The 23794-nt window shown below is 33.2% G+C and carries 23 protein-coding genes; 17 read left to right on the plus strand and 6 right to left on the minus strand.

The window, feature by feature from the left end; all coding sequences use genetic code 11:
- Positions 1-33 precede the first annotated feature (33 nt).
- The 9 genes from DW721_RS07460 to DW721_RS07500 all read left to right on the plus strand — a co-directional run bounded on the left by DW721_RS07460 (position 34) and on the right by DW721_RS07500 (position 8360).
- Positions 34-1740 (plus strand): AAA family ATPase, encoded by a 1707-nt coding sequence (locus DW721_RS07460; RefSeq protein WP_118745353.1) that lies wholly within the window; start codon positions 34-36, stop codon positions 1738-1740.
- Positions 1741-1979: 239 nt separating this feature from the next.
- Complete coding sequence (locus tag DW721_RS07465) at positions 1980-2492, plus strand: accessory gene regulator B family protein (protein ID WP_182436258.1); 513 nt, start codon at positions 1980-1982, stop codon at positions 2490-2492.
- A complete protein-coding gene (locus tag DW721_RS07470) occupies positions 2492-3220 on the plus strand; it encodes a LytTR family DNA-binding domain-containing protein (RefSeq protein WP_118745355.1) in 729 nt (242 codons plus the stop codon). The genes DW721_RS07465 and DW721_RS07470 overlap by 1 nt, the downstream gene beginning before the upstream one ends.
- Positions 3217-4509: a GHKL domain-containing protein gene (locus DW721_RS07475; RefSeq protein ID WP_118745356.1), complete on the plus strand. Its 1293-nt coding sequence runs from the start codon at positions 3217-3219 to the stop codon at positions 4507-4509. Before DW721_RS07470 ends, DW721_RS07475 begins: the two co-directional genes overlap by 4 nt.
- Positions 4510-4637: 128 nt before the next feature.
- The gene (locus DW721_RS07480; RefSeq protein ID WP_118745357.1) at positions 4638-4769 is read left to right on the plus strand and encodes a cyclic lactone autoinducer peptide; all 132 of its coding nucleotides are present in this window, start codon (positions 4638-4640) and stop codon (positions 4767-4769) included.
- 36 nt (positions 4770-4805) lie between these two features.
- A complete protein-coding gene (locus DW721_RS07485) occupies positions 4806-4985 on the plus strand; it encodes a hypothetical protein (RefSeq protein WP_118745358.1) in 180 nt (59 codons plus the stop codon).
- Between the two features lie 119 nt (positions 4986-5104).
- Complete coding sequence (locus DW721_RS07490; RefSeq protein WP_118745359.1) at positions 5105-5785, plus strand: ABC transporter ATP-binding protein; 681 nt, start codon at positions 5105-5107, stop codon at positions 5783-5785.
- A complete protein-coding gene (locus DW721_RS07495) occupies positions 5769-7538 on the plus strand; it encodes a hypothetical protein (RefSeq protein ID WP_118745360.1) in 1770 nt (589 codons plus the stop codon). Before DW721_RS07490 ends, DW721_RS07495 begins: the two co-directional genes overlap by 17 nt.
- A gap of 33 nt (positions 7539-7571) precedes the next feature.
- On the plus strand, positions 7572-8360 hold the full coding sequence (locus tag DW721_RS07500) for a hypothetical protein (RefSeq protein ID WP_118745361.1): 789 nt from the start codon (positions 7572-7574) through the stop codon (positions 8358-8360).
- 108 nt (positions 8361-8468) lie between these two features.
- Here the strand turns inward: DW721_RS07500 and DW721_RS07505 are convergent, their stop codons facing one another.
- From DW721_RS07505 to DW721_RS07515, 3 genes are all read right to left on the minus strand, one after another.
- Positions 8469-8792 (minus strand): hypothetical protein, encoded by a 324-nt coding sequence (locus DW721_RS07505; RefSeq protein ID WP_118745362.1) that lies wholly within the window; start codon positions 8790-8792, stop codon positions 8469-8471.
- 15 nt (positions 8793-8807) lie between these two features.
- A complete protein-coding gene (locus tag DW721_RS07510) occupies positions 8808-9263 on the minus strand; it encodes a hypothetical protein (protein WP_118745363.1) in 456 nt (151 codons plus the stop codon).
- Between the two features lie 64 nt (positions 9264-9327).
- Entirely contained in the window at positions 9328-9681 is a 354-nt protein-coding gene (locus DW721_RS07515) for a PadR family transcriptional regulator (RefSeq protein ID WP_182436259.1), read from the minus strand.
- Between the two features lie 419 nt (positions 9682-10100).
- Here DW721_RS07515 and DW721_RS07520 point away from each other — a divergent pair, with 419 nt between their 5' ends.
- From DW721_RS07520 to DW721_RS07550, 7 genes are all read left to right on the plus strand, one after another.
- The gene (locus tag DW721_RS07520) at positions 10101-11792 is read left to right on the plus strand and encodes a hypothetical protein (RefSeq protein ID WP_147355389.1); all 1692 of its coding nucleotides are present in this window, start codon (positions 10101-10103) and stop codon (positions 11790-11792) included.
- A gap of 20 nt (positions 11793-11812) precedes the next feature.
- Positions 11813-12661, plus strand: a complete 849-nt coding sequence (locus tag DW721_RS07525; protein ID WP_118745366.1) for an ATP-binding cassette domain-containing protein — start codon at positions 11813-11815, stop codon at positions 12659-12661.
- Complete coding sequence (locus DW721_RS07530; protein WP_147353229.1) at positions 12640-13266, plus strand: hypothetical protein; 627 nt, start codon at positions 12640-12642, stop codon at positions 13264-13266. Before DW721_RS07525 ends, DW721_RS07530 begins: the two co-directional genes overlap by 22 nt.
- A 72-nt stretch (positions 13267-13338) precedes the next feature.
- Positions 13339-14598 carry a hypothetical protein gene (locus tag DW721_RS07535; protein ID WP_118745367.1) on the plus strand — a complete coding sequence of 420 codons (1260 nt, stop codon included), beginning with the start codon at positions 13339-13341 and terminating at the stop codon, positions 14596-14598.
- A 4-nt stretch (positions 14599-14602) separates the two neighbouring features.
- Positions 14603-15469 (plus strand): hypothetical protein, encoded by an 867-nt coding sequence (locus DW721_RS07540; protein WP_118745368.1) that lies wholly within the window; start codon positions 14603-14605, stop codon positions 15467-15469.
- Between the two features lie 114 nt (positions 15470-15583).
- Entirely contained in the window at positions 15584-16219 is a 636-nt protein-coding gene (locus DW721_RS07545) for an ATP-binding cassette domain-containing protein (RefSeq protein WP_022013936.1), read from the plus strand.
- Positions 16220-16225: 6 nt separating this feature from the next.
- Entirely contained in the window at positions 16226-17062 is an 837-nt protein-coding gene (locus tag DW721_RS07550) for a hypothetical protein (RefSeq protein WP_118745369.1), read from the plus strand.
- Here the strand turns inward: DW721_RS07550 and DW721_RS07555 are convergent, their stop codons facing one another.
- Positions 17063-17347 (minus strand): helix-turn-helix domain-containing protein, encoded by a 285-nt coding sequence (locus DW721_RS07555; RefSeq protein WP_118499947.1) that lies wholly within the window; start codon positions 17345-17347, stop codon positions 17063-17065. It lies immediately after the preceding gene.
- Positions 17348-17664: 317 nt separating this feature from the next.
- On the opposite strand from DW721_RS07555, the gene DW721_RS07560 reads away from it, so the two are divergent.
- Positions 17665-20865 carry a CAP domain-containing protein gene (locus DW721_RS07560; protein ID WP_118745370.1) on the plus strand — a complete coding sequence of 1067 codons (3201 nt, stop codon included), beginning with the start codon at positions 17665-17667 and terminating at the stop codon, positions 20863-20865.
- A 242-nt stretch (positions 20866-21107) separates the two neighbouring features.
- Here DW721_RS07560 and DW721_RS07565 read toward each other — a convergent pair whose 3' ends face one another.
- Together DW721_RS07565 and DW721_RS07570 are read right to left on the minus strand one after the other, a co-directional pair.
- Positions 21108-23066, minus strand: coding sequence for a HAMP domain-containing sensor histidine kinase (locus DW721_RS07565; RefSeq protein ID WP_118745371.1), 1959 nt, complete (start codon positions 23064-23066; stop codon positions 21108-21110).
- Positions 23038-23745: a response regulator transcription factor gene (locus tag DW721_RS07570; RefSeq protein WP_022013932.1), complete on the minus strand. Its 708-nt coding sequence runs from the start codon at positions 23743-23745 to the stop codon at positions 23038-23040. The genes DW721_RS07565 and DW721_RS07570 overlap by 29 nt, the downstream gene beginning before the upstream one ends.
- Positions 23746-23794 lie beyond the last annotated feature (49 nt).

The following is a 23794-nucleotide window of genomic DNA, read 5'->3' on the forward strand; positions in this document are numbered from 1 at the left end:
CTGGTTATAAGAGATAATGAGAAGGAGGATTATATGGCAAGAACGGTAAGTATAGGAAATCAGGACTTTGAAAAAATGATACAGCGTAACTGTTTTTATGTAGACAAAACGAGTTTTATAAAGGAATGGTGGGAAAATGAAGATGAGGTCACTCTTATAACCAGACCACGCCGTTTTGGAAAAACATTAAATATGAGTATGTTAAAATTTTTTTTCTCAAATAAATATGCAGACAGAGGAGAGTTGTTTGAGGGACTTGAGATATGGGAAGATGAGAAGTATCGTGAAATTCAGGGAACATATCCGGTGATATTTTTTAGTTTCGCAAAAATAAAGCAGACAACTTATAAAGAGACAATAGAGAAGATAAAAAAGATAATTTTTGATTTATATCAGGAGTATGCTTTTATCGGAAAATGGAACGGTCTTACGGACAAGGAAAAAGAAAATTTTAATAATATAAGTTATGATATGAGCGATGTTATTGCACAGGAAGCAATAGTTGACCTTTCAAATTATTTGAGCAGATATTATGGAAAAAAGGTAATAATACTTCTTGATGAATATGATACGCCTATGCAGGAAGCATATGTAAACGGATATTGGGAAGAACTTGTTGCATTTACAAGGAGTATGTTTAATGCAGTGTTTAAATCAAATCCATATCTTGAAAGAGCGATAATGACAGGTATAACAAGGGTGTCTAAAGAAAGTATTTTTTCTGATTTGAATAATCTTGTAGTAGTTACAACTACATCAAATCAATACGAGACAGCATTTGGATTTACGGAAGAAGAAGTGTTTAATGCACTTGATGAACATGGAATTTTAGATAAAAAGGGAGAAGTTAAAAAGTGGTATGACGGATTTACTTTTGGAGATAAAAAAGATATTTACAATCCGTGGTCGATAATAAATTTATTAAAATTTAAAACTTTTAAAACATATTGGGCAGACTCAAGTTCAAATGGATTGATAAATAGTTTAGTAAAAACAGGCAGTTCATATATAAAAACGATGATGGAAATGCTTCTTAAAGGAGAAACAATCAATGTACCGATAGATGAACAGATAGTATTTTCAGAACTTGATTATTCAGAAGATGCTGTATGGAGCCTTATGCTGGCAAGTGGGTATCTCAAAGTGGTATCAGCAGAACCGCTTGTTGGAAATCGCAGGAAAGCACGCAGATATACACTTGCACTTACAAATTTGGAAATACAGGTTATGTTTGAGGATATGATACTCAGATGGTTCAGTCCGGCAAAAAGTGAGACAAATGAATTCATAAAGGCACTTATAACCGGAGATATAGAAAGTATGAATGAGTATATGAATGATGTAGCATTACGAACATTCAGTTCATTTGACTCAGGAAAACATACATCTGAGAAAAAAGCACCTGAGAATTTCTACCACGGCTTTGTTTTAGGACTTATGGTAGACCAGTCAGAAAACTATATCATAACTTCAAACCGTGAGAGCGGTTTCGGACGCTATGATATAATGCTTGAACCAAAAGATAAACAGAGTAAAAAATATCCGGGGATTGTTATAGAGTTTAAGGTGATAAATCCAAGAAAAGAAAATTCACTTGAAGAAACTGTAGAAGCTGCTTTAAAACAGATAGAGGAAAAAAACTATGATGCAGAGCTGATAAATCGTGGAGTAGATAAAGAAAATATCCATCATTACGGTTTTGCGTTTAGAAATAAGGAAGTTTTGATAGATGGACGGTAAAATAACCATTTAGGCATTAAAATCGACCATTTAAGCATGATTTTACAAATTATCATGTGAATGTAATATAATATCCAATAAATAAAAAGTTATAGAAATTTACCATTATTTATTTTTTTGCGGGAATAAATAACTTATATGGTATTTATCTAGCAGGAAATTATTCAGAAATGAGGATTATTATGATTGAATATTTGGTTGATGATTTTGTGATTTGGGCGTACAGGAACAAATTGCTCATGGATTATAAGAAAAGGGATGTATATGAATATGCAATACAAGTTATATTGTATAATGCAATGTTGCTTGTGATAACATTTCTCATAAGTATATTTACTCGTAATATTCAGAGCTTTGTTATGTTTATTATATTTTTTATAATGCTTAGAAGAAATCTGGGCGGTTTTCATTTTAAAAATAAATATGTGTGCATGACGATATCAATAAGTATGTATTTGGCAATTATGTTTTTGGGATGTAAAATATATAAATTATATGAAAATAGAATATTGCTTATATGGTTTATAATGTCGATAATATGTCTGTTTATGCCAGCATTAAAAGATAAAAATTATAATAAAAAAATAGTAAATATAATCATAATTGTTGATATTGCTTTAATATTTATGGGGATTTATTTTAAAATTAAAAGTGTGGCATGGGCAGTAATATTTAACATTTGTGTGTTGTTTATGTTTATAATTCAAAAATTGATAGAAATTTTAAATTTAAGTGTAAAAGAGGAGAGGTAATGGTTAATATAATACTTTGTGATGATGAAGTTGAAAGCTTACAAAGAACGCAAGATGAAATAGAGAGAATAAAAACAAGACTGCCATATCCTGTAGAAGTGATAACATATACTGATACGGATTATCTGATGGAAAGAATAAATAATCGTGAACTTGAGAGTGATATACTGATAATTGATGTAGATATGCCTAAGATGTCAGGTCTTGATATAGCAAAATACATAAGGCAAAATAAGCTGGATATTGTAATTATCTTTCTTACTGGACATGATGAATATGTTTACAGTTCATTTGAATTTGCACCACTTAGATACATAAGAAAAGAATTTATAAAGGAAGAATTATTGTATGCTCTTATTGCTGCCTGCAACAATGTTGATACAAAAAAGAATGAGTATATTCTAATAAAAGCGATTGACGGAAATTATCATATTAAAACAAGTGAAATATTGTATTATCAGATGGAAAACAGAAGGTGCAATGTGTATCTGGCAGACGGGTGTGTTTTTTTTACTAAATATAAAATTAAAGAACTAAGAAAAATAGTAGAAGAAAAAGATGACGCATTTGTTCAGGTAAATAGTGGGTGTGTAGTGGGATTAAGGCATATAAGATTTATGAGTAAAGGAGATATAGGTCTTGAACAGGATAAAATATTTCAAATATCAAGACGAAAAAAGACAGAAGTTGAAAAGATTGTGATAGATTATTGGGGGGATAGACGATGACTATAAATAATTGGTGTGATTTATTAAACTTGGTTTCATCGTTGATGGAGCCATTTTTTTCGATTGTATTTGTAAGTGCTTTTATGGGAGAAAGGTTTGATAAAAGAAGGAAGAAAATTGCAGGGTTGACAGTGATAAGTCAGTTTATATTTGTAATCTTTGCGGATAGAGCTGCCATTTTTTCGGTAAATAAATTTCTGATAGCACAGTCAATAAGCTTTATCGGATTGTGTTTTACATATAGAAAAAAGTATGACAGAATAATTCTGGCAAAGATAGTAGATATACTTTCAATGCTGTTTTTAGAAGATGTAGTATCATATATTGTGGCTTATGTTTTTCAAAAACCTTTAAGCATTTTTTTAGTGGAAACAAAATACCGTCTTATTGGAATAGTGTTGGTATTTTTATCTAAAGCTATTTTAGCATTTGCAATAAAAATATGCTTTAAAGATGTAAGGGCATTACGGCGAAGCAGTGTCGTAATAATAACACTTTTGTCTTCAGGAATAATAATGTTAGCATTATATATGTATAGTGACAGTCTAAAAAAAGATGGAATTTCTTTCTTACAAATGGTTATGATGGCAATATTGATATTTATGTATATTTTAGTAATATTCAGCATTTTTATGTTTGAAGATAATCGGAACAAAGATGAAGAAATGGCACTTGTGGCATTACATAGTGAAATTTTGTATAACTCATTGGAACAGGAACGGACAACTTTTGATATGTGGAGAAAAAGACTGCACGATTATAAAAACCAGCTTATATATATGAGAGAATTATTGGAGAAAGAGCAGTATAAGCATATAGCAGAGATTGTGAATAAAGAGATAGGTGAATTAAAAAGACAGTCAATATATGTTGAAAGTGGATATGTTGGAATAGATGCGATAGTAAATTCAAAACTAATGTATGCACAGGGGCAGGGCATACATCCGATATATAATATCAATATTCCAAAGGGGTTACAGATTGATAATTTACTAATGTCTTCGATTTTGGGTAATCTATTGGATAATGCAATAAGGGCGACAGCGCAGACAGAAGAAAAATATTTTGAGATTAATATTTCTTATATATTTGAAAGTTTAAATATAAAAGTACTTAATGGTGTGGGGTGCGATAAAATTGACTTTGAGAAGAGTAGCAAAAAAGAGTCTAAAGTACATGGAATTGGATTAAGCAGTGTGAAAGAAAATGTTAAAAAACTTAGTGGCACTTTTTCAATAACACAGGATAAAAATACAGTAAAAGCAGTGGTAAAAATACCGGTAAATTGACAAAATTCATTAAAATTTGACCATTTAAGCATAAAATACGACCATTTAGACATGATTTTACACAAGAAGCTTTTAATATGTTAAGGTGTAATTGTTTCGGAACAATATATACAGAGGAGGTGAAGAAGATGTTTGAAAAAAAGCTTGAAGAATTTTTAGAACGTATAGCAGTAAAACACGCAACAAGTGCAAGCTGTTATATGTTTTTTGAACCAAAGATGCCTAAGAGACTTGTGCAGATGGTTAAGAAGGATAAGTAGTGTATTTTAAATTTATCAGTTGTAAAGGAAAGAAATGTGCACTATTCAGAGCTCGATGCAGGTGAATCATATTTTAAAGCTGTATTGTCGAATACAAAAGAAAAAACTAAAGTTGTTTCAAAAAGGAAATTCTTTCAAAGTAAAAAATATGCAACGACAAATTCTCCGGAGGCAGCATGGAAATATGAATATTTAAGTGCATATCTTGCTCAGTGATTTTGAAGCTATAGAATAAAGATAGATTATAGAGATAATTATAGTTTGGATATAAGGCGTATATATGGTATGACAAATTTTACTATGTATATGCCTTTATAAAAAGGGAGGGAAAAGGCATGGAATTATTAAGATTAGAGCATATTACAAAAAACTTTGGAAAGGGTGACGGAAAGGTTGCTGCATTGAGGGATATTTCTCTTAAGATAGATGAGGGAGAGCTTGTGGCAATAATAGGAAAAAGCGGTTCTGGAAAATCTACTTTGTTAAATGTAATTGGCAGTCTGATGAGGTCGGACGGAGGTGAATATTATTATAAAAACAATAAAATGGATTTTTCTAAGGAGCGTGTTGCAACGGAGTTTCGCAAAAATAAGATTGGTTTTATAGTTCAGTATTTCGGATTGATAGATGATAAAAATGTATATCAGAATGTTGCATTACCTCTTAAATATCAGAAAAGAAAGAAAAGTGAGATAAGAAAAAAGGTTACTGAGACACTTAGATATTTTGAGATAGAAAGTAAGATAAAGGCTTATCCTAACCAACTGTCGGGAGGTCAGAAACAGAGAGTTGCAATCGCAAGAGCAGTAGTGAAAGAGTCGGAGATAATACTTGCGGATGAGCCGACAGGAGCTTTGGACGAGGAGAACGGAAGAAATGTTATGAAAGTTTTAAAAGAACTGAATGAGAGCGGAAAAACGGTTATTATTGTTACGCATGACAATAAGATAGCCGGACAGTGTAACCGTATAATAGAAATCAGGGATGGAGAGATTGTGGATGAAAATAAGAAATAAATTATCTAAGGGAAGTATTATATTGTTTCTTGTTGTTATGCTTCTTGATTTGTGCGTGCTGATGATAATTTCAAATTATCTTGAAGTCAGCTATTTAACTGAGAAAGTCAGACTGATATATGGTGAGATAACGGTTTCATTTTTTATATCATTTATAATAGGTTTCAGTTATTGGTTTCATTGCAGATTTGATTTTATCGAAGCCGGAAGGATAATGGGAGCATCAAAGATTCAGATAGCCATAAATCTTATATCGGAGTTTGGGACTGCGGTGTTGGCTGGAAGTGTGGCAGGTTCGCTGCTCACAATGGCTGCAAGATTTTTGGGGATAATTAAAAAAATGAATATGTCAGTGATAATCATCGTTTTTTTATTGATATTTCTGACAGGAATAGTATTTACTTATATAAATTTGTGCAGGACATTTAAATACGGACGCATTAGAGCGTTAAGATTTCATGATGCCATGCTGGTAGTACAGTTTGTAGTATTTTTTGTTTTGTTTATTGAAATAGGTACATATTATGTAAATATCGATACCCAGAAGTGGGTTGAAAATGAAAAAATGGGATATAAGTTTTATACATTGCAAAATAATGATGATAAAAATACAATACACTATGAAAATCAGCCTGATTTTTATAAAAATGTGAGAAATGCGATAGCACAGATTGATAAACAAAAAGATTTTATGTATATGAGGGCTGATATGTCATCAGTCAGTGCAGATGTGGATTTTGATGTATTAAAAAAGCATTTAAAGAAAAATGATTACAGACTGTTTACAACTTCAGCACAGGAGAGCTTTGGTGATGTTGATTTTGCTGATGAGCCTGAGGAGTCAGAAAGCGGCAGAAAAATTATTTCACTTGCAGTATGTCAGATGGATAAAAATGCGTCCGATATTTATCTTAATCAGCTTGATAAGGGAAGAAAATTTAATAAAAAAGATTTCATATATAACTTTGAACAAAAGACATTTCCTGTAGTTTTAGGAAATAAATATGAGAAATATTATAAGCTTGGAGAGACATTCGGGATAAAAGGATTTGGAAAGGCAAAGATAACAGGTTTTTTAAAGAAGAATGCAGAATTTATATCGGACAGGACACTTGAGCAGAGAGGTGGCAACAAGAGTCTGCTTGATTATTATATTATAATGCCGATTTTTGACATAAAAGATGATGCACATAATTCAAGCCAGAAATTTTTTATGCAGATGAATTATTTTAATTTTGACAATGGGACTATAGTTATGAGTGCGGACAGCAGTAATGCAGATGTTCTTGCAGTCCAGAAAAAGATTAATGAGATTTTAAGAGATAATCATCTAAATGTCGGATATTGTGTAAATTCAACACCTGCGATAATTACCTTTTTAAATCAGTCGGAAAAATTTGTAAATACCCTGTTTTTGTTTGTTATATTGATAGCCGTGTCAAATGCCTTTTCATTTATGCTGAATATAACTGTGAAGATAGAATTAAATAAGGACAAGTTTGGAATACAACTGATGAACGGACGGAGCCGTAAAATGATACTTATCGAATTTGCCGGAAACATACTAATGCTTGTATTTATTGCGGCAGTTGCAGCGGCTTATATAATAAGGGCGTATTTTTATCAAAATATCATATTTGCTGTGATATTAGCGGCTGAGGCAGCCGGCAGTGTATTGCTTGGGATTTTGGTACTTGGAATAAAGCTGTCAGGAACAGATGTTGAACTGCTGATGAGGGAGCAGAATGGTTAAAGTATAGATTATGTGTGAAAGTGAGGTCTTGGTATGAAAAAGAAATTTATGGTCTTGGTATTTTTTCTGATGATAAGCATAGTTACCGGATGTTCAAAGAATGAAAACAAGAGTGAAAAAGCTGATATTTCTTTTGCGGATATATCGGCAGAATATTTTGCTTCACAGGATTTTACAAAGAATTTTGAAGTAAAATCGAGTGGTGTGGATTATAAGGAAGTGAAGTATTTATCAGGAGATGGTAAAGAAATAAAAGGATGGGGCGGCAAGATAAAAGTCAGGGCTAAGGGGAATGTGACAAACAAACAGGCTTTAAAAATCGCCGAAGCATCATTGGTAAAATATATGGATAACGGCTCATCAAATGTAGTCATGTATGAATGTGAGGTTGATGATAAGAGCGGTAAGGCAATAAAGGATGTGTCCATAGGATATGCGGACTATGACAGGAGTACGACGGCACAGCTTAAAGAGGATAAAAAGTCGGTGAAATCTGACAGCATGGATGCTTCGGAGTCTGTTTTAAAAGGCATTAAAAATAATGATATTAAAAATACAAGATACTTTTTCGACTGCCTTGAAGATGGAGAATACACTTATAATGATAAGAAAACAGGAGAAAAAATTGACGGAGAATGGTATATGGCAACGGCAGTTGTCGTGAAACAGGAAAATAAAAAGAAACTCAAAGAGCTGTTGATTAAAAACGGAAAAGATTATCTCAAAGATAATGATGATAATGGCAGTATTTATAAGGGAGTTGTGATTAAACTTGTTGAGAATGATAAGGTTGAGGAAAAGGTGGTTGTTTTGAAAGGGTAGAATGGACTTCCTTGATGGTGTTATATACTAACAAAGACCGCATATATAAGTGACGATATATACGGTCTTTGTTTTAAATATTTTATAACTAATAAGTGTTAAACACATTTATTTTATTCTATAATAATATATAGGTGGATGTAGTTGATTAGCAATAAATATAACAACTATACAAATTAAAACAATTATTATAAAAATCAAAAATAAAATTTTTAGGTTAATCTGAAATTTTGGTGTGTCAGATAAAAAAGCAAGTTCTTCATTGATAAATAGTTTTTTTAAATCATCACATGTAGTATCATGGTGTTCTTCAAGATAACTGAGTATTTCATCAGTAAGGAGTCTGCGTAATTTACGCCTTTCAGCAAAAGGGTATTTATTGAAAGGGTAAGCCTGTTTTACTATTTTTTTTATCTGTCGTGTTGTAATCATATAGCTGCTCCTGTTTTATTTAGCATAGTCAGTTCCAAAATTGTAAGTTTTTATTGCAGGTGGATCTGTCTCATGGGTAAAAGGATTTATATTATTGTCAATCTCATCAGGAGCCCCCTGTATTTCAATATCATATCCTCTTGAATAATCCCAGCTTTCATAAAAGTATTTAGCTGTGTGTACTATAAGAAATATACTGACTGTAATAATAGAAAACGCAATTGCTCTACGAAATGCTTTTTTGACTGTTGCAGCTATTGAAGGTATTTCGTAGAAAGTGCTCAATTCCTGAGGATTTCCAAATGTAAGTTGTAAATCTTCATATGTATAGTCTGTATTTTCCTCTGTATATGTTGTTAAAGAGTCCTTTAACTGTTCTATAAATAGTTTTTTTGATTTATAATTGCCATGACAGTCTTTTTTAACATCATGGAGATATTTTTTAAGTGCTTTATTTTTTTTATGTTTCATAATTTTTCCTCTTATATTTTATAGTGCCCGTAGTTGTTTTTATATATTAAAAATCAGATTTCAGTCAGGATATGGTTCCGGTTTTCTGCATAATCAAACTGATTGCCTGTGTTATTGTATTGTATTCATCAATGATTTTTTGCAGATATTCGCGACCGGCATCAGTAATAAGGTAGTAAACTCTGGTTCTTTTGATGCCCACCTTGACCTGTTCAAAACTTAGGTAACCATTTTGTGTGAGACGATATAATGTCGGATACATGGTGGTCTCCTTAAGCTCATACTTTCCCTCACTAAATTCAGAAAGTTCCTGAGAAAGCTGATAGCCATATTTTTGTTCTTTTTGCAAAAGCAATAATAGAACTAATTCTATGGTTCCATGTTTTATATTATTTTTGTTTCTCGTTGTTTTCGGCATAATCATTCACCTTTCTGTGAACAGTGTACTATATTTAATGCGATATGTCATCATTTTTCAAAAAATACAGTACACTATTTAATAGTATTACAAGTAATTTTATATGTCAATATAAACTATAATAAATAGTATAACATAAATACCTTTTAGTAAATAGTATTTGACAAATAATATAAAAAGTGATAATGTTTTCAACAAAGGATATGTGTAATTAACATAATTCATTAATATTTGACCATTTAAGCATAAAATACGACCATTTAGACATGATTTTACACAAGAAGCTTTTAATATGTTAAGGTGTAATTGTTTTTGATATAAAAGTATAATCAATGTTTGTCGGGCAAATTTTTGAAAATGGGCTGTTCTGTATAAGAAAAATTATGCAGGATGGCTGTTATAAAGGAGTAGAAGTTATCATGATTAGTTTGAACTTAAGAAAAATAATAAAAAATCCTATTATTATTGGAGTTACTGCATTTATCTTTTTATGGATTACGCTGTTTGTTTATATGGACAGCAGTATGAAACTAGATACAAGTCCTGAACTTGAACTGATAAATATTGTTAAAATAATACCGATACTATTTTTCTCTTTTATGGTTATATCATATATAATTTTTAATGAAAATAAAAAATGTAGGATTGAAGAATGTATATTAGTAAATAAAATGGGACTTATTAGGGAAAATTTAAGCAAAGCAGCGATAATACTTGCTATTGATTTTCTTTCTGCTGTATATATTCTTGTAGGTACAATGAGATATTACAGGATGAAAAATATAGTTGATTATGATTTTTATCTATATACATTCAAAGTTATTGCTGTTTATGTGTTTTTATTGTTGATAGTGGCAATGTTTTTAGGGATGCTTGCAGCACAGGCTTCTAAAAGGTTGACTGGGATATGTTTGTTGATAATGTTTTATTTTGTGTTTAGTGATACATTTATGCAGTTTATTCTGTCTTTGTTTTCAGATAATGAATTAGTAAGTAATTATTTGTTAATTTTTGGATTATTTTACAGATGTGCTGGGATGATAATAGATAGAAACTATTTCTTGACAATGGAAAATATAAATATTTACAGGATGTTATTTTGGATTTTATTTTGTCTTACCATAATAGCTGTGAGGAAATTTAGAATAAAAATATATTCAGTTATATACGTTCTTTTAACACTTTCATTGTTTATTTTATCTGTAAGGCCATGCGGAGCAAGTTATAATCTTTTTGGATTTTATATAATAGATTCTTGGCATCACGATAGTATATATTATTCTGATTTTCAATCAAACTATGTTGAAAAAAATAAAGAATTGATTAAGAGTGTTAAAAAGAGCAAAACGGATTTTAAAGTTTTGTCATATGACATGGATTATAAAGTTTCCGATGTTTTAGACGGGAAAGTTATTGTTATTCCTGATAATAAGTGTAAAAAGAGTTATAAATTCACATTATATCATGGTTATAATATAAAAAACATAACGAATGAGAAAGGTGAAAAGCTTGATTATGTGAGAAAAGGTGGAGACTATATTGAAATATATAATCCGGCTGGTAAAATTGAAAAAATAAAATTTGAGTATTCGGGTTTTTCAAGATTTTTTTATTCAACAACCCAGGCATTGAAACTTCCGGGAGGATTTGTTTATTATCCAATACCGGGATGGCATATTATATATGATGGAGAGGAACAGATGACAGAGAAAAATTACCTGGAGAATAAAGCAAAGTTTAATGTAAAAATATCATTAAAGGGTAATTATAGGGTGATAAGTAACTTGAACGAATATAAAAGTATAGGAAAAACGCAGTATTTTAAAGGAGACAGTACAACATTAACAATACTTGGGTCACCATATCTCATTGAAAAAGAATACAAAGGAGTACATATTGTTTATTCAAGATTAGATAGGGCACAAGATCCAAAGTATAATAAAGAAGATTTTAAAATTGTATTAAAGGGTTTGAAGAAATATAAAAATAAAAACATTAAACTGTTTTTAATTGATAATGGTGGAGAGAGTTATAATTATGCAAATGAGGATTCTGTCTATGGAAATCTCATAAGTGTCGCTGATTATTTGGAGACAGGAAAGATGTATTAATTTTATATGGAGGGTGAAAAATGAGTTCGAAAATAAAAAACAGATTGGAAATATGCAATATAGAAAAGAAGTTTAAAAAGAATGAGGTATTAAAAAAATTGAGCTGTACTTTGGAAAGTGGGGTATATGCTATCCTGGCACCAAACGGTGTCGGAAAGACAACTTTGATGCGTTGTATTGCAGATATTTATACATATAACGGTGAGATTTTATTTAATGGAAAAAATATAAAAAAACAAAAAATAAAGATAGGTTATCTGCCACAGCAGTTTGGGCTGTTTCCGGAGCTTACGGTTTACCAGATGATGGAATATTTTTGCAATCTTAAGAAGATTTCAAAGAAAGATAGAAAAGCTGCGATTGATAGCTGCCTGAAGCAGGTAAATCTTTATGATAAAAAGGATGAAAAGAACAGAAAGCTTTCGGGAGGAATGGTTAGGAGAGTTGGCATTGCACAGGCAATACTCGGTGAACCTGATGTTATCCTGCTTGACGAACCTACGGCAGGACTTGACCCTGAGGAGAGAATGAGATTTAAAAATATCATAAATAATCTCACGGGCAATAGTATCGTACTCATATCAACACATATAGTTGAGGATGTTGAGGCGTGCTGTGAGAGTGTGCTTATAGCAAGTGACGGAAAGATAAAAAAGCAGGGAACGGTCGAGCAGATACAGGAATGTGCAAAAAACAGGATAATAGAGATACCGGAAGAAGCTCTTGCTGATGACAATATACTTTTCGTAGAGAAGTCATATATAAAGGATGGAAGAAAAATATATCGTGTTATTACAAAAAATGTCATTGAAGATGGTATTGAGCCCACAGTGGAGGATGGTTATTTATGTTTACTGAAAGAAGATTAGGTGCGTGGTTTGAAAAGATAAGACTTGAATGGAGAGGACTTGGAAAAACAAAATATCTCCCGTTTATAGTCAATTACATAGTATTGCCGTTATTTGTAGTAGTTTGTGCAAATGCTTCATATATGAATAAGGAAGATTATTATTTTGCAGAAAACGGTTCATATTTTATTCCTTTTATGTCGGTATGGTGGATGATACTTATATTGCAGGAATATGTTGAAGGGATTGGGAGTGAGGTTATAAGGATATACGACAAAAATAAGATGCCGGAGATGTTTTTTTACTTTGCAATATATATTTTAAGCATTATTCCTATTTCTGTGTTTGCGGTTAAAGTTTGGAAAGTTGATGTTGATACAATAGAAATGTTTATGGCTCAGAGTGTATTTTATTTTGGTCTGATAATATTTATGACATTCACATTCAGGTCTATACTTGCGGCGGTGGTATCTGTATTAGGATATACGCTGTTGTCGCAGTCGATACTTGATGAGATATGGGAAAAGTTTAGGTTAAATGATTTCAGGGATGTTAAGGGATATATTTTTGTCGGAGTATGTCTGTTGATACTTGGGATTGTTGAGAAAAGGAGAAAAATGGCGTAGGCATGATTGCTTAAAAAACGATAATAATATAGCGTATAATAAGGTGGGAACTTAAGAAGGAGAAGTGGTAAAATGAACAAAAAATTAAGATACATAGCTATGACTTTTGTCAGCATTATTTTGGTATGTTGTTATATGGTGCGTATATCATATGTAAACAAAGACAATGCTAAGGCTGAGGTTAAATATGTTTCGGACAGTAAATCTGTGCAGGCAGGAAATCTTAAAATTGAGGTGGCGGAGCAGAAGTTATATGATGTGGCAGAATATGTTAAAGAATATCCTGAAATCAGGGATTTATATACATATAAAGGAAGTTATTATGAAAAATTTGATGGGGGAAATGATGTTTTACGCTCATATAAGAAAATCTTTTTTATCGTTCTAAAAGTTACAAATACAGGTGACAAGACAGAAGAAATCCCATATTTTGAATATAAACTGTATGTTGATAAAAATTATGCTTTTGATTTTTATCCGACAGAGGTGGAATACATAAATAAGGCTTCGGGGATAGGCGTGAAATCCCAATGTTCATATAAGGTTAAACTGGTATATCAGATAAGCGACAGGGTTTTTGATAAAGACATTTATAAAAATCTGCAAAATATGGATAACTCTATTATGGTATCGGGGTATCCTGTGATGAAAAATATAAAATTGTCGCATACAGAATATGTAAAAGCGGATGATGATGCGAAACTTATCTATGAGGACCTCGTTAAAAATGATACCGAGGAAGTCTCATTGCCTGACACTAAGGAGAACACCATATTAAAACAGGATGAACCATATGTAAAAAATGGTATTAAGGTATATGCGGAGTCTTGTGAGATATATCGGAAAAAGTTTAGTGGATATAAGGAACTTGGCGAGGATGTTGATGGAGGAATGTTTAACAAAGCCTGCATTGGGAAAGATGATAAAATAATCTGGTCTGACAGGTATGGCAACAAGAAAGCAGATTTTAGTATTGTTGTTGTAAATTTCACATTTGTCAATGACACAAAAAGAGACAGAACGATATACTTTTATCCATTTTTACATAATTATATTGGAAAGAGGTATAATGAATATTATTTTATGAGTATGGACAAAAAGATTAAGCATAAAAAAAATAGTTCAAGTTATACGGTTGGTGCCGGTTCTGAGGTCAATGTAAAGAGTATATTCTATCTAGCTGAAAATCATAACGATAAGGATAAATCTTATAGGTATTATATTGGGGATGATAGTAAAAAGCTGTATATAAGTTTAGCGGATGCTGACAGTGAAAATTATAATCTGGAAAAAGGTCAGGCAGCCGGTGGAATATTTATGAGGGTGAGGTGATAAAATGTTTCGATTTGAGCTGAAAAGATGTATGAAGGGCAGAGGTTTCAAAGCGGCTTTTTTAATCTCACTTATATTGGCGGCAGGTCATTTTACTGCATTTTGTATATGTTTTTTGCATAATGAATATGGTGGTATCATAACGGATAAAGAAGCTGTCAAGCTGTTAAAGGCAGGTCAGAGTGTGCTTGGAATATATCCTGCAAATATTTTTGAGGGATTTATAGGCGGTGAACAGTACACTTTTTGGAACGGAGTTTATTTTTATCTGTTGCCTATAATTGCCGTATTGCCGTTTGGGACAAGCTTTTTTGAAGATGAGGACTCAGGATATTTAAAAAATATATATATTAAAAAGAAGAAAGAGATTTATCTGGTATGTAAGTTCATAGTTACATTTATTTCAGGGGGAATTGCAGCGGGACTTCCTTATGTCTTTAGCTTTATGATGAATTTACTTTATGTTCCGGCGATAAAACCAAATCAGCTTGCAAGACATAATTTTGTCAATCAGCTAAACAATATGTCTGACTGGTATTATGAAAAACCGTTTCTTTATTTTGGAGTATATCTGCTTATCATAATGCTTTGTGGCGGTGTTTTTGCAACATTATCGTTATGTGTTTCATTTGCCGCTAAAAATAGTCTTTTTGTAATGTTTTTTCCATTTTTATTTAACATTTCATTTGATTATGTCGCAATGGAATTAAAAATAGAAAAATATGTTCCGTCCAATATTATGAATCCTATGATGACAGAGTATATAAAGGGAAGAAGTATGTTTTCTGTATTTGCTGAGATTTTTGCCGCAATACTGTTGTGCTTCGGATTTTTCGTTGTGCTGAATAAAAAGCGGGAGCGGATAGTGTGAAAAATTGTTAAATGGTAAAGATGTGGACGGTATAGGCTGCAATCATTGTTTATTGCAATATGGATGTGAAAAATAGTAAATATGTGCTGATTATAAGATTGGGAGGGAGAAGTTTTGAAAATAGAGATTAAAGACCTTTATAAGGAAATAAAGAAGAATGTTATTCTTGACAATGTAAATATAACGCTTACAGGCGGAAAGATATATGGTATTCAGGGAAAAAACGGATGTGGAAAGACGATGCTCATGCGCAGTATAGCAGGACTTGTGATACCGACACGCGGAAGTATAATCATAAATGGAAAAGTGCTTCATAGGGATATTTCAATACCTGAAAGTATAGGGGTTCTTATTGAAAACCCGTCTTTTTTGCCAAGATATTCGGGATATGAAAATCTGAAAATGCTCGCAATGCTTGATGATAAGGTGTCTGATGGAGAGATAAAAGATTTGTTGGAGAAAGTCGGGCTTAAAGATGCGGCAGATAAAAAGTTTGGAAAATATTCACTTGGAATGAAACAAAGACTTGGCATTGCGGCTGCCATTATGGGAAGTCCTGAGATCGTACTTCTCGATGAGCCGATAAATGCGATTGATGGCGAGGGAGTTGAGCAGATAAGACAGTTGATACTTGGACTGCGTGATGAAAACAGGGTAGTTCTGGTTGCCTGCCATGATAAAGAGGAAATGCAGTTGCTTGCAGATGATATTATTTGTATGCAGCAGGGCAGGATTGTTGAAAAGGGGTGACGGATAGTGAAAATAATGAAGATGTTTAAGCATGATTGGCTGGAGGGAATATGGCACAGAAAACTTTATCTTATACTTTCGGTTCTGGCAGCATTTTTTTCCTGCACGGGGATACACTCATCAATTATAGAACATCAGAAAACGGAAAATATATCAAACGGTACATTTATGGATTATTGGATTTATCTTGTAGATGGCTGTCAGGCATATAAATTTGACTGGTATAATTCATTTGTAATTCCGATAAGATGGATATGTTTTATTACTTTTTTGCTTATCGGTGTCAACAATTATATGTTGAGTGATTTAAAAGGATGGGGTTATCAGGTTCTTGTTCATTCTAAGAGCAGGTTAAACTGGTGGATAAGCAAGCTGATGTGGAGTATAAGTTATACATTATGCTATTTTTTTGTGAGTTTTTGTACTGTACTTATCTATTGTATTTCAAGGAATGTTGCTGTAAATTTTAAACCGACTTTGGATATTATGAAATCACAGGCAACCGAGTCTTTTATGAAATTTGGGAATAGAAATTTATATGTGGCGGTGTTAATCCTGCCATTACTTATGGCATTGTTTTTAAGTATTATACAGATGGTGTTAAGTTTGTATATCAGACCGGTGTATGTATTTATTATAATGTTTATATGGCTTGTAGCATCTGCCTATAAGAAGTCATGGCTGCTGGTTGGGAATCTTGGTATGCCATACCGTATGAAGCCTGTACTTAAAAGTGGATTTAGTACGGTTCAATGTTTTTTTGTACTGATAGCTGCAAGTTTGATATGTATTATATGGGGTTATCTGAAATTTAGAAAAAGAGATATATTTGAGAAAGAGTAATCAGTCAAGCATATCTCTTACCATAAAAGCAAGCCGCAATTGTATGCGGTTGTCTAGGTCAGATATATCCATGTCGAGTATATCCTGTACTTTGTTTAATCTGTAATTTATTGAATTGCGGTGCACATAAAAGTGTTCCGCAGTTTTTTGCACACTGCCGTTATTTTCAAGATAATATTTTAAAACTTCAAGTATATTGCTGTCGTTATTTTTATCGTATTCTATAAGCTCACCGAGAGTGTCATTATAATAATCTTTAAAAACCTCTTTATCTGTTATGCTCATAAGTAGATTGTAAATTCCTAAGTCTTCAAAATGTAGAAAGATTTTAGATGTGGTTGTGCATTGATGATTTTTAATCGTTAGTGCACAGCCTGTTTTTAATGTATAGGAAAATGTTCGTAATGTAGCGTGTTGCACTTTTTTTCAGTTAATTATAAACAACTTTTTGTCTTTTTTGTGAATTTCGGGGGTAGATTTGGACGGATTTTGGGTCGATTCGTGCAGGGTATCACAATAAAAGAGTGGCGGGTAGTATAATGTGATGCAATGAAGCAATCCGTGGCATTATTTTGGGGATTAAGAAAGGAGATGTGATAGATATGAAGAAGCGTATTATGTCATTGTTATTGGTTTTGGTTATGTTTTTTAGCGTTTTGCCGATTATGCCGGCACGCAGGTCTGCAGCGGAGGAAACAGAGACTTTATTTGACAGATACATTCCGGTCAATCAGGCATATTCTGCAAAGGTAAGTCCGTTCAGCGTTACGCAAGGAGTAAGTTACAGTTTTTCTATCGGTACCAGATTTAAGGATGAAACAGCAGAGACCATTATATTTGCGGATGAACTTAAGCGAAGTGAGATGCAGGGACAGTTTTTTAAGATAAATTATCTTGGTACTGTTGGAACTTTGAAAAAGGCTGATATAATGAGATATTTCGACCTTAAAGAAAATGACTATCTGCAGGTAATGGGGGATCCTAATGCAGTGATTTATGAGAATACGAGAAAGTGGCTTACAAAGGACAGCATCATTATTTCTGTTGATCTTTATGACGAAGACAAGAACTTTGTCAGAACTGTTAGTCCGGCTGCGGCTATCATGGCAGCAGGACCTGATGGACAGTTTGTTACCTGTTCCATGCCGCAGGGATATACCTGTTCCATTTTTTTCTCAACACAGGACAATCTGTTTAAAGGAACAGACGATAAGAGTTCAAGTGTTTATACGCATTTTAATGCTGAACATATATGGCTGGATGACAAAAGTGTTGCGGATAATCTTATAAGTTCTACAGACAGTAAATTAGATTATAAATATACACAAAATGCTGAACTTAAGGGCACACCACAGTACATGACAAACAACATATTAAGTGTCAATGAATTTATTGCTCCTGATAATACATATTATCAGGTCGGACACAAAAAAGGTGATGTAGATCCAAGTGTCATGAACAAAGTTGAGAATGTTACGGATTACTCGGAGAATGTTATTTCGGTGGCTGACGGAGTTACAAGGAGAACAGTTTTAGCTTCAGATGGTACACTCTATGGTATTTCAAGCAATTATGAAATGAAAGAGCTTGCAAAAGGTGTTAAACAGGCGGGTATGCTGCATTATCTGACAAATGACGGAGAAGTAAAAGAAATCAAAAGCGGAAAGACTATAGCGACTGACTGTAAAGCATTTTCTGAACACTGCTATGGCAGAGTTATCGGTGTATTGAAAAATGACGGCATTTTCACGATGGGTTACACATACCTCGGCGAAGAAAAATATTATAAAAAGGGACTTACATATGGGGAGATGAAAAATGTAACGACTATCGTTCCGGGTGGTGTATGTACTAAAAACGGTAAATTCTATCGCTGGGTAGAAGATGTTGAAATCGGTGGATATACGATGGATCCAAGTAAGGGGTCATTTTCACAATCCTATACACTTAATCTTAAACTTGAACTTTTAACATCGAATGCAGTGCGTGTTTTTCCGTATGAGTATTACACAAGGCAGAAAGATTCAATCAACTCAGCGACCGGAACTATTGAAGTTGCAAAGACCGGTTTTGTTGAAAATGCTGACGGTCGGATGTGGGCATTTGGTTTACAGGATACTGAAAATATGGGTACTATGACGGATAGTAAAGGTACAAAGTCTCTTATAAGACATATATTTCCAGTGTATCAGAGCATAAAAACTTCAGGATTTGACAATGGAAACTTTGCCGGATTTGTGCCTGAGGACAGCAATGTTGTATCTATGCTTGTAAACAATCATTGTTCTAATGAAAGACCTGTTGTACTAAAGTCAGGGGTTGATTATCTCACAGATGTACCGGGCGGTTACAGAGGACTTGATGGTTATGCATATGTGTTTGACAATGATGTAGATGATGGCACGCCTATAAGAAGTTTTAAAAAGAAATCAACTGCTTTTCATTATCTTCATGACAGAAGCGAGATATTTAGTGCAATCAATACTACAACAGGAAGAAAGACAATGCCTAATCTTGATCTTTTGCCAAATGTTGCGAGAAGTTCTTACCGGATGGATAATAAGAGTGGAAACACGATTCTGCTTGAACGCACAGATGGTTCTATGTGGATGACACAGATTTATCCTGCGGCATCGGCAGCAGCAATGGCTGCGAAACTTGGCGGATGGGAATGTTCAAATGCGATTCAGATTACTAAGGCGGTTAAAAAGAAAACATCAACGGTTGATTATGTAAATCTTGTGAGCAAGAATGTACTGGAACAAAATTTTCCGGCAATCAAAAAAGGTACACCGGTTGAAACAGATGCACCTAAGTATATGAGTTCAAAATATTATTCCCAGATTACGGTCGGTAAAGCGGATGCATATTCGCGTGAAGGAAAAACATTTCTGCTGCTCATTACAAAGACAGACTGCGTTTATTCAAAAAAGATGAAGAAAATCATAAAATCTGCCATAGAAAAGGCGAAGGTTTCTATTTATGGATGTGTTGATAATTATTCATCACTGGAATTTGTCTGGAATTATACAAAGTCAGATTCTCTTGATATGCCTTGTTTTGTTTTGGTAAACGGAGACAATAATGTAAAAATTTACAATGGAGTCCGCACAAAGAGCAAAGTCAACTCGATACTTAAAGCTGCAAAGAAGATAGGTGCAGCAAATGATAAGTTATCGACAGCAGCTGCCGAAGTGCAGACAAAATATCCAAACAATGGGATTTCGGTTGATAAAAATGAATGGGGTGTTCTAAAATCCATAAATAAAGAAAGATTTGCGAATAAACTTCCGCTGTTTACTATGCCTGAGACTTTACAGAAAGCGTGCGATATCCGTGAAGAAGAGATTGTATTGCTATATGACCATACCCGTCCAAATGGCAAAACAGCATACTCTGCAATTTCGGAAGAATTTAAGCATCAAAATGAAGCTGAAAACATAGCAGAAGGTCAGCACAGTGCAGCTAAAGTCGTGTCTGACTGGATGAAAGTTAAGCGTGACCGTGCAAATATACTCAATGCAAAATTTGGATATATTGGTGTCGGATATATGAATACAGACCCGGCTTATTGGGTACAGATGTTTACTGACTGTACCGGTTATGAATCGGTGACTACAAGTGCAGGAACAATGAAGTTTAAAAATATCAAAGCCATGCAGAAAGAGTATCTTATCTGCACGGACAAAAATGGAGTTAAATCATATATGCCTTTAGATGCAAGTGTTATGAGTAAGAAGGGAAATAAATACACGCTTAAATTAACCGGAAAGAATGTCACATTGACAGTGAAAGGTAAGTAAAAAGCATTTGATGATGTATTGGGGAGTACATCATTAGTGAATAGATTATATTATAGTTAGAAAAATGAAAAAAATGATTCAATAGATAAAAATGTGCTGTTGCCATAAAAAGACATCAGCACATTTTTTGCTATTATTGTGAGTTAAAGTTACAATAAAATTGATGTTGGGGTCAAAAGGTATTTTGAGCCTTGCATCATAAAAGTATAGCTATGAAGAAAAGTTTTTATTAAGTGTTTGTATCAGTTTTTATCGGCTGCAATGGGAAAAACGATGATTACATTGAACTGGTCGCCATCAATTTTTATTTTAAATGTGCCACCGCAGGCATTTGTAAATTCTTTGGCTATCGAAAGTCCAAGTCCGTTTCCTTCTGTGTTTCTTGCCTTGTCACCGCGGCTGAATCTTTCGAGTATTTCTTCCTCCGTGAAATCCATTTCATAAGATGAAGTGTTTTTGAGTATAAGTTTCACTGTACTTTCTTCGGTGGTTTCAGTTATAAAAATCCGTGTTCCTTTTAGTGAATATTTAAGTGCATTTCCTATAATGTTCTGCATTACACGGTAAAGTCTGCTTCCATCCGAATTTATGAAAATATCTTTTTCAGGCATTTTTAATTTAATGTCAAGTCCGCTTTTTTGCACGGCATCATCCATGTCGGTGAGAGTCTGGACGATGAGTTTGTTAAGGCTTAAATTTGTTTTTTTAATTACAAGTTCACCGCTTGCCGTCTTTGCAAGTTCAAATACATCAAATACCATTTTCTTTAAATGAATGGCTTTTTTTGAGATTATTTCTATATAATCTACTGCTTCAGGCGGCAGGTCGTCGCGTCTTTCAAGCAGGTCAACATAGCTTATGATTGATGTGAGCGGAGTTTTAAGGTCGTGTGAGACATTTGTTATAAGCTCCGTTTTCATGCGTTCACTTTTTACCTTTTCGGCGAGACTTTTCTCAAATCCTGCACCTATATTTGAAAGTTTTAATATTGACTCATAAAATGTGCTGTCTGCTGCGTCTGCCGTATCAAATTTGTAGTTGCCATTGTAGATTTCATCAATATCTTTCTCAAGCAGGCTGCAGGAGCTTATGACTTTTGATGAAAAATAGTGGTAGATTGCAAAAATTAAAACATATATTACAAAACAGCCGCAGCACAGTCTGCAGTAATTGTCACTTGTCACATAATAAGCAAGATTATACCATTTATCCGGAACCCAGTCAGAAAGCGTATTTAATGAGTAACCGACTGGTATAAGATTTATAAAATATTCTCTTAGCATTGTAAATATAATAAGAAAAACGGCAATCAGTGCAACCAATATAGTTGAGCTTATAAAAAGGAATTTAACGCCTTTTTTGGTGCACAGCGGATAATATATATGCCCCGTAATAAATATCCGTATATTGTGAAGAAATTTTCTCAATGCCTTTGCGTAAAATGTTATATATCCTTTCATGAAAAGATGGATATACAAAAGATAAAGTGCTGATATGACGGCAAGAGTTGTTATTATCTTTATACAGGTGCAAAGGGTCTGCCATTGTGATTTTTGAGCATTAAATATATCAGTGTTATATATCAGTAATATTACCGCCGAGTCGCCTGTTTCATAGTCAAACACATCTTCATAGTCATAACCGTTTGTTTCGAGAATATCCGAATGAATAAGGTTCGTATTATTTGAAACGGCAACTACACGTGTTGTTGATGTATCAAACTTTTCAGTAATACATTTTGTGAGTGCATCTTTTCGCTGGATATTGTAGGTCTGGAGCATCAATTTGTTCTGCTTTATAGTAGTTGAAAGCTGCTGCATCTTTAAATTTATCTCATTGTTGCAGGCTTCATGGTCGATGAAGATATCGACATTTTCACTTATATATATTTTTGCATACAGATAAGAAAAATCCCTGCCCATTTCCTTACTCTTTTTCGCACCGTCAACGGCATTGTTTTCGTAGCTGCATATTTTTTTAATATCTTTGCATATCTGTCTTGCGTATGCAGCCGAGCGTCCATATTCAGTTTCAGATAAAGCATCACGGTAAATTCCGTTTCGTGCAAACAATATCAATAATATTCCTGTAATGATAAGAATAAATACAGAAATGTAAGTTAATATTGATATACTTTTCTTTTTTGACCTGAGTACGTATAGTTTTTTAGTTTTAGTTATATTTTTCAATTTTATAGCCAATTCCCCACACCACCTTTAAATATTTTGGCTCGCTTGGATTTATTTCAATCTTTTCGCGAATTCGTCTTATATGTACCATAACCGTATTTTCAACACTGTAGGCAGTTTCATTCCATATATGTTCATATATTTCTTCTGCTGAAAATACCCGTCCAAGATTGTGCATAAGATAATTGACAATCTTGTATTCTTTTGCCGTAAGTTTAACTGCCACGCCATCGACAAAAAGCTGTTTTTTTGTGACATTCAGTTCAAGACCGAGATTAGTTATGATTTCTTCGTTTGAAGAAATATTGCCGTATGAACCGAGTTTTAAGTATCTTCTTGTCTGTGACTTTACCCTTGCCAGAAGCTCTGACGGAGCATACGGTTTTGATATATAATCATCCGCACCCATTGAAAGACCGAGAACAATATCACTTTCCTGCGTTTTTGCTGACAGCAATATAATAGGAATGTTTTTTTCGTTTCGTATCTTCATGGTAGTTGTAAGTCCGTCCTGATTTGGCATCATAATGTCAAGTATTATGAGATGAACCGTATTCTGATTTAAAATATCTATAGCATCTAAACCGTCGTAAGCCTTTAAGGTTTTGTAACCCTCGCTTTCTAACAGTTTGCATATAGCATTAACAATTTCTCTGTCATCATCAACGACAAGTATATTTATAGTTTCCATAGGAATCTCCTTTGCTTAAGCTTAAGTATGATTATATATTAAACTAAAA

It is taken from the genome of Clostridium sp. AM27-31LB (genome assembly GCF_003480745.1).
Lineage (GTDB): Bacteria > Bacillota > Clostridia > Lachnospirales > Lachnospiraceae > Butyribacter > Butyribacter intestini.

Coding starts and splice junctions, on each gene's coding strand:
- DW721_RS07460 (WP_118745353.1), top strand. CDS start 34: ATGGCAAGAACGGTAAGTATAGGAAATCAGGACTTTGAAAAAATGATA.
- DW721_RS07465 (WP_182436258.1), top strand. CDS start 1,980: ATGGATTATAAGAAAAGGGATGTATATGAATATGCAATACAAGTTATA.
- DW721_RS07470 (WP_118745355.1), top strand. CDS start 2,492: ATGGTTAATATAATACTTTGTGATGATGAAGTTGAAAGCTTACAAAGA.
- DW721_RS07475 (WP_118745356.1), top strand. CDS start 3,217: ATGACTATAAATAATTGGTGTGATTTATTAAACTTGGTTTCATCGTTG.
- DW721_RS07480 (WP_118745357.1), top strand. CDS start 4,638: ATGTTTGAAAAAAAGCTTGAAGAATTTTTAGAACGTATAGCAGTAAAA.
- DW721_RS07490 (WP_118745359.1), top strand. CDS start 5,105: ATGGAATTATTAAGATTAGAGCATATTACAAAAAACTTTGGAAAGGGT.
- DW721_RS07495 (WP_118745360.1), top strand. CDS start 5,769: ATGAAAATAAGAAATAAATTATCTAAGGGAAGTATTATATTGTTTCTT.
- DW721_RS07500 (WP_118745361.1), top strand. CDS start 7,572: ATGAAAAAGAAATTTATGGTCTTGGTATTTTTTCTGATGATAAGCATA.
- DW721_RS07505 (WP_118745362.1), bottom strand. CDS start 8,792: ATGATTACAACACGACAGATAAAAAAAATAGTAAAACAGGCTTACCCT.
- DW721_RS07510 (WP_118745363.1), bottom strand. CDS start 9,263: ATGAAACATAAAAAAAATAAAGCACTTAAAAAATATCTCCATGATGTT.
- DW721_RS07515 (WP_182436259.1), bottom strand. CDS start 9,681: ATGCCGAAAACAACGAGAAACAAAAATAATATAAAACATGGAACCATA.
- DW721_RS07520 (WP_147355389.1), top strand. CDS start 10,101: ATGATTAGTTTGAACTTAAGAAAAATAATAAAAAATCCTATTATTATT.
- DW721_RS07525 (WP_118745366.1), top strand. CDS start 11,813: ATGAGTTCGAAAATAAAAAACAGATTGGAAATATGCAATATAGAAAAG.
- DW721_RS07530 (WP_147353229.1), top strand. CDS start 12,640: ATGTTTACTGAAAGAAGATTAGGTGCGTGGTTTGAAAAGATAAGACTT.
- DW721_RS07535 (WP_118745367.1), top strand. CDS start 13,339: ATGAACAAAAAATTAAGATACATAGCTATGACTTTTGTCAGCATTATT.
- DW721_RS07540 (WP_118745368.1), top strand. CDS start 14,603: ATGTTTCGATTTGAGCTGAAAAGATGTATGAAGGGCAGAGGTTTCAAA.
- DW721_RS07555 (WP_118499947.1), bottom strand. CDS start 17,347: ATGAGCATAACAGATAAAGAGGTTTTTAAAGATTATTATAATGACACT.
- DW721_RS07560 (WP_118745370.1), top strand. CDS start 17,665: ATGAAGAAGCGTATTATGTCATTGTTATTGGTTTTGGTTATGTTTTTT.
- DW721_RS07570 (WP_022013932.1), bottom strand. CDS start 23,745: ATGGAAACTATAAATATACTTGTCGTTGATGATGACAGAGAAATTGTT.